Consider the following 5,532-nt stretch of genomic DNA (forward strand, 5'->3'; position numbering starts at 1 on the left):
GTTAACAGCCGAAGAAAAATGGCCGTGCGCCTTGCTGCGCACTCAGTGAGGAGTAACAACTTATGGATTGGCGCCACAAGGCGGTCTGTCGTGACGAGGACCCGGAGCTGTTCTTCCCGGTAGGGAATAGCGGCCCGGCGCTCGCGCAGATCGCTGACGCGAAACTGGTCTGCAATCGGTGCCTGGTGACCACAGAGTGCCTCGCCTGGGCCCTAAACACCGGCCAGGACTCGGGCGTCTGGGGGGGCATGAGCGAAGACGAGCGGCGCGCACTCAAGCGTCGCAACGCCCGGACGAAGGCCCGCACTGGGGTCTGACCCTGATGGCGCAACAGTGCGGCCCCGACAAACGTCGGGGCCGCACTGTTGCGATAGGGCGGTGCGTTGGGCATTACATCAGCAATCGCGTCTTCCGGCCTATTGGTACGCGTAGCACCACATCGGTGCCATGGGTGGGGGCTTTTCGCATGCCCAAGGTGCCGTCCAGCTCCGCCGACACCAGGGTCCGCACGATTTGTAGGCCAAGGCTGTCGGAGTTCTCCAAGCTGAACCCTTCGGGCAGCCCACGCCCGTTGTCGTGCACGACGACGTCGAGCCAGCGTGCCGAGCGCTCGGCGCGAATCGTCACAGACCCTTCTTGGGCCGCCGGGTCGAATGCATGCTCGATTGCGTTTTGGACGAGCTCGGTGATCACCATGATCAGGGCCGTCGCACGGTCGGAGTCCAGCACGCCGAGGTCGCCGTCCCGGTTGATCCGGATCGGCCTGTCCACCGACGCCACGTCGTTCATGATCGGCAGGATCCGGTCGATGACCTCGTCGAGGTTCACCTGCTCGTCCACCGACATCGACAATGCGTCGTGGACCAGAGCAATCGATGACACCCGACGCACCGACTCGATCAGCGCCTCCCGTCCTTCGGCGTTCGCCGTCCGGCGGGCCTGCAGGCGCAGTAGCGCCGCCACGGTTTGCAGGTTGTTCTTCACGCGGTGGTGAATTTCCCGGATGGTGGCGTCCTTGGAGATCAGGGCCCTGTCGCGGCGCTTGACCTCGGTGATGTCGCGGATCAGCACCGCGGCACCGGCGCTGGCGCCATGAACCACCAGCGGAAGCGTCCGCAGCAGCACCGTGGCGCCCCCGGCGTCGACCTCCATCCGCATGCTTCTTCCGCCGGCCAGCAAGTCCTGCACATGCTCGGCCACTTCCTGCGCCTCGAACGGATCGGAGATCAGCGGCCGCGTCCCTTCGATGAGATTCTGGCCCTCCAACTCGGACGTCAGGCCCATCCGGTGGTAGGCCGACAGCGCGTTGGGGCTGGCGTAGGCGACGACACCGTCAACATTCAGGCGGATGAAGCCATCGCCTGCCCGGGGGGTGGACCGCGACATCACCACGTCCCCCACGTCGGGAAACGTGCCCTCCGCAAGCATGTGGACAAGATCGTTGGCGCAGTCCCGGTACGCGGTCTCCAGCTGCCCAGACGTGCGGTCCGCCGCTTGTGCGGTTTGATGCTGCGTCAGCACCGCCACCACATGCCCGCCATACCGCACCGGGACGGCCTCAACCCGCGGGCCCGGCAGTTGCCACGAATGTTGTTGGCCCTCATCGCTTTCCCGCATGGGGGCGCCCGAGACGAAAGTCTCGGCGACGAGCGGCAGCTGCTCGGCGGCAACGACGCTCCCCACCGCATCGGTCTGCAGAACCGTCGGCGCGGTATTCGGTCGGCACTGCGCCACGCACACCAGCACACCGTCGTCGCGGCGAACCCACATCAGGTAATCGGCGAACGACAGGTCGGCCAGCAGCTGCCACTCCCCGACCACGGCGTGCAAGTGGTCCACCGCGTTACCGGGCAGCATCGTGTGTTCGGCGAGTAGATCACCGAGAGTGGACATGAATTACTCCCGAGTCGTTCCCCGGCGGTAGATACAAGCTCTGCAACGGCTAGCTGATGACGGCGATAAGGTCGCCCGCCTGAATGACGTCGCCGACCGAGACACTCACCTTGCTTACTGTGCCGTCGATTTCGGCCAGGACGGGGATCTCCATCTTCATCGACTCCAGCAGCACGACGATGTCACCCTTGCCGATTTGGTCGCCCTCGCTCACAACGACTTCAAGCACGCTGGCCACGATCTCGGCGCGAACATCCTCGGCCATCTTCACCCCACTCAATTCGGCCCTTTGCGCATGCTGGCTGCTGGTCTGTCAGGCTCATGTATATCGAACCACAGGACCGCTCGGGACCGCGGGACGTGGGCCTTTAACAGGCCCGGGGACAGGCCCGGGGTCGGCGCGTCAGACTTCCATGAGAGACTGTGTGACAAGCTGACGGGCGCTCGGCGCCCGGTTTGACGGGCAATTTATGGAGGTTCGAAAGATGGCCAAGCGTGGCCGTAAGAAGCGCGACCGCAAGTACAGCAAAGCCAACCACGGCAAGCGGCCGAATTCCTAGCCCTGCGGCGACGCTACTGCAGACGCCGGATGATGGTGGTCCGCTGAATTTCCAGCCGAAGGCGCTCTCGTAGGCCCTCGGGGGCCTTTTCACTGCTGCACTTGGCCGCGATCAACGCCTTGACCCGCTCTTCGATCCCGTAATGCTTGAAGCATCCGGGGCATGCCTCAAGGTGCTGGCGCAGCCTCTCGCGAGCGTCCGGTGTGCACTCACCGTCAAGCAGGGTCCATACCTCGGCGATCACTTCCGCGCACCCCATGTAGCCGTGGGAATGGTCGGAATCGCTATCGTCGGCGCGCGGGTCGGCAGGGCCGGCAAACTCGCTCATGACGACACCTCCTCGTGCGCCTGCTGACCGCGGACAAAGCCCCGCTCCTTGGCCACGTCGGCCAAAAGACCGCGTAGCTGACGTCTGCCCCGGTGCAGCCGCGACATTACCGTCCCAATCGGGGTGTCCATGATCTCGGCGATCTCCTTGTAAGGGAAACCCTCGACATCGGCGTAGTAGACGGCCATCCGGAACTCTTCCGGCAACGCCTGCAGCGCTTCTTTGATCTCGGTGTCCGGCAGCGCCTCCAGTGCCTCCACCTCAGCCGAACGCAGCCCGGTGGAAGAATGCTCGGCGTTCGACGCCAACTGCCAGTCGGTGATCTCCTCGGTCGGATACTCCGCCGGTTGGCGCTGCCTCTTGCGATAGCTGTTGATATAGGTGTTGGTCAAAATCCGGTACAGCCACGCCTTGAGGTTGGTGCCGGCCCGGAACGAGCGGAATCCCGCGTAGGCCTTCACCATGGTCTCTTGCAGCAGGTCCTCCGCGTCGGCGGGATTCCGCGTCATGCGCAGCGCACCGCCGTACAACTGGTCCAGCAGGGGAATCGCGTCGCGCTCGAACCGCGCCGTAAGTTGCTCGTCCGTCTCCTCAGGCGGCGCGGGCTCGGCAGTCTCTGTCCCCGTCACGCCGTCGATATCGGCCATTTCGATTAACCCGGTCCCTTCTGCTGCGGTGTCGCCGGAAAGCACCCAAGGTGCCTCCGGACTCGCAAAGAAGTCAGAGAACTGCTCCTTGCTCAACAGGCACGTCGCCGTTGACACCAGGCTCCTCCTCCCAATCTAAAGGCTGCGACCGACAGTGTCTGCCCGGGTCTGCCCGCCCGCGCATCAGTAAACCGCCTCATTTAACAGTTTTCGACCGCGTGCTATTTCCGGCGCGGGGCCGGATCGCGGATCGGCGCGTTGCGGTCCCCCAATCCGGGCCCAATGAGCCGGACGTTAGGGTGACGCCATGTCCCTCAAAGGCAAGACCATGTTCATCTCCGGAGCCAGTCGCGGTATCGGCCTCGCGATCGCGAAACGGGCCGCCCAAGACGGCGCCAACATCGCCCTGATCGCCAAGACCGCCGAGCCGCACCCGAAGCTGCCGGGGACCGTGTTCACCGCCGCCAAGGAGCTCGAGGAGGCCGGCGGACAGGCCTTGCCGATCGTCGGGGACGTCCGCGACCCGGATTCGGTCGAGTCTGCGGTCGCCAAGGCCGTCGAGCAGTTCGGCGGCATCGACATCTGCGTCAACAACGCGTCGGCGATCAACCTCGGGTCGATCACCGAGGTGCCGATGAAGCGGTTCGACCTGATGAACGGCATCCAGGTGCGTGGCACGTATGCGGTTTGTCATGCCTGCATCCCGCATATGAAGGGCCGCGAGAATCCGCACATCCTGACGCTGTCGCCGCCGGTGCTGCTGGAGAGCAAGTGGCTGAAGCCGACGGCGTACATGATGGCCAAGTTCGGCATGACGCTATGCGCGCTGGGGATCGCCGAAGAGATGCGCGAGGAGGGCATCGCGTCGAACACCTTGTGGCCGCGCACGCTGGTGGCTACCGCCGCGGTGCAAAACCTGCTCGGCGGAGACGAGGCGATGGGGCGGGCGCGCAAGCCCGAGGTGTACTCCGACTCGGCCTACGTCATCCTCAACAAGCCCGCCCGCGAATACACGGGCAACTCGTTGCTGTGTGAGGACGTGCTGGTGGAATCGGGCGTCACCGACCTGTCGGTGTATGACTGCGTGCCGGGTGGACAACTCGGTGTCGACTTCTGGGTGGACGGCGTCAACCCGCCGGGGTACACCGGGCCCTAGCGTGGCCGGCGCCGCCACACCGGGCATCGCGGCGCTCGTCAAAGCCGTTGTGCCGCACGAGGTCGTCAAGTTCGAGGCCATCACCGCCCTATCGGAATCCGGTGACATCGCGCCCGATCAGGTGTTCAAGACCCTGATGATCGCGCTGCCTCGCGAGGTGGCGGTCGCGATCCTGCCGGTGCCGTCGCGGTTGCCGCTGAAGGCAGCCGCCGCAGCGTTGGGCGCGACGAAAGCCAGCATGGCCGAGCCCGCTGCCGCCGAGCGGACCACCGGCTACGTGGTCGGCGGCATCTCCCCATTTGGTCAGCGCAAGCGGCTGCGGGCCGTGGTGGACAGCTCGGCGTTGAGCTGGAACCGGGCGCTGTGCAGCGCAGGTAAGCGCCATTGGGACGTCGCGGTGGCCCCGCAGGACCTGATCGGATTGATCGGCGCGATCACCGCGGACATTCAGACTTAGAGCCGTGCTGGAAGTCGGCGAGGACTTCACCGATATGCACCAGCACCCGCCCTCGACTCCAAATTTTTGCTCTACTCGAATCCCGCATCGACCAGAAGACGTGAAAGCCCCAGTTCGACGCACTTGGCAGAAGCTGGCGTCAGTTCTTTTCGGGCGTGCGCTGTCCGGCCGGCGGCCGTGAGCGTTTTGATGAGGAGCAGTTGTGCCTGCAGCGCCGCCAGGGGTCTGCGCTCGCCGTCGATTCCCGCAGCCAGGTCGGCGGCCCGTCGGCATGCCTGCTCCCGGTCATCCGCGGAATCGCTCGCGGATAACAGGCGGATCCCGGAGTCCTCGTCGAGTTCGGCTGTCATCGTGGCGATTCCATTGCCGCGGGGGATGGTTCGCGGCGATCGCAAACCGGAAGTAACCTCTTGAGGCAGCTCGATGCCCAACCGGATGCGCTCGTTGTTGATCCTTGCGGCCAGACGCGGCAGCCGCAGCTGCTGTGCGGC

8 protein-coding genes and 1 pseudogene are annotated in these 5,532 nt (G+C 65.0%); 4 read left to right on the forward strand and 5 right to left on the reverse strand.

Features of this window, described 5'->3' with window-relative positions; genetic code table 11:
- The first annotated feature begins 62 nt into the window (after positions 1 to 62).
- Complete coding sequence (gene whiB1 / locus ACLP4W_RS11375) at positions 63 to 317, forward strand: transcriptional regulator WhiB1 (RefSeq protein ID WP_442386230.1); 255 nt, start codon at positions 63 to 65, stop codon at positions 315 to 317.
- Positions 318 to 390: 73 nt separating this feature from the next.
- Here the strand turns inward: whiB1 and ACLP4W_RS11380 are convergent, their stop codons facing one another.
- On the reverse strand, positions 391 to 1,893 hold the full coding sequence (locus ACLP4W_RS11380) for a sensor histidine kinase (RefSeq protein WP_442386231.1): 1,503 nt from the start codon (positions 1,891 to 1,893) through the stop codon (positions 391 to 393).
- Between the two features lie 49 nt (positions 1,894 to 1,942).
- Positions 1,943 to 2,158, reverse strand: coding sequence for a biotin/lipoyl-binding carrier protein (locus ACLP4W_RS11385; RefSeq protein WP_442386232.1), 216 nt, complete (start codon positions 2,156 to 2,158; stop codon positions 1,943 to 1,945).
- 220 nt (positions 2,159 to 2,378) lie between these two features.
- Here ACLP4W_RS11385 and ACLP4W_RS11390 point away from each other — a divergent pair, with 220 nt between their 5' ends.
- On the forward strand, positions 2,379 to 2,453 hold the full coding sequence (locus ACLP4W_RS11390) for a 50S ribosomal protein bL37 (protein WP_003416889.1): 75 nt from the start codon (positions 2,379 to 2,381) through the stop codon (positions 2,451 to 2,453).
- A 13-nt stretch (positions 2,454 to 2,466) separates the two neighbouring features.
- Here the strand turns inward: ACLP4W_RS11390 and rsrA are convergent, their stop codons facing one another.
- Together rsrA and ACLP4W_RS11400 are read right to left on the reverse strand one after the other, a co-directional pair.
- Positions 2,467 to 2,781, reverse strand: a complete 315-nt coding sequence (gene rsrA, locus ACLP4W_RS11395; protein WP_442386233.1) for a mycothiol system anti-sigma-R factor — start codon at positions 2,779 to 2,781, stop codon at positions 2,467 to 2,469.
- Complete coding sequence (locus tag ACLP4W_RS11400; protein WP_442386236.1) at positions 2,778 to 3,428, reverse strand: sigma-70 family RNA polymerase sigma factor; 651 nt, start codon at positions 3,426 to 3,428, stop codon at positions 2,778 to 2,780. Before ACLP4W_RS11400 ends, rsrA begins: the two co-directional genes overlap by 4 nt.
- A 307-nt stretch (positions 3,429 to 3,735) precedes the next feature.
- Between ACLP4W_RS11400 and ACLP4W_RS11405 the strand changes: the two genes are divergently transcribed.
- Together ACLP4W_RS11405 and ACLP4W_RS11410 are read left to right on the forward strand one after the other, a co-directional pair.
- A complete protein-coding gene (locus ACLP4W_RS11405; RefSeq protein ID WP_442386234.1) occupies positions 3,736 to 4,584 on the forward strand; it encodes an SDR family oxidoreductase in 849 nt (282 codons plus the stop codon).
- Position 4,585: 1 nt separating this feature from the next.
- On the forward strand, positions 4,586 to 5,041 hold the full coding sequence (locus ACLP4W_RS11410; protein WP_442386235.1) for a YbaK/EbsC family protein: 456 nt from the start codon (positions 4,586 to 4,588) through the stop codon (positions 5,039 to 5,041).
- Between the two features lie 71 nt (positions 5,042 to 5,112).
- On the opposite strand, the pseudogene ACLP4W_RS11415 reads toward ACLP4W_RS11410, so the two are convergent.
- Positions 5,113 to 5,532: pseudogene (locus tag ACLP4W_RS11415) on the reverse strand (serine/threonine-protein kinase); the annotation flags it as partial.

Source organism: Mycobacterium sp. (assembly GCF_052145595.1).
GTDB lineage: Bacteria > Actinomycetota > Actinomycetes > Mycobacteriales > Mycobacteriaceae > Mycobacterium.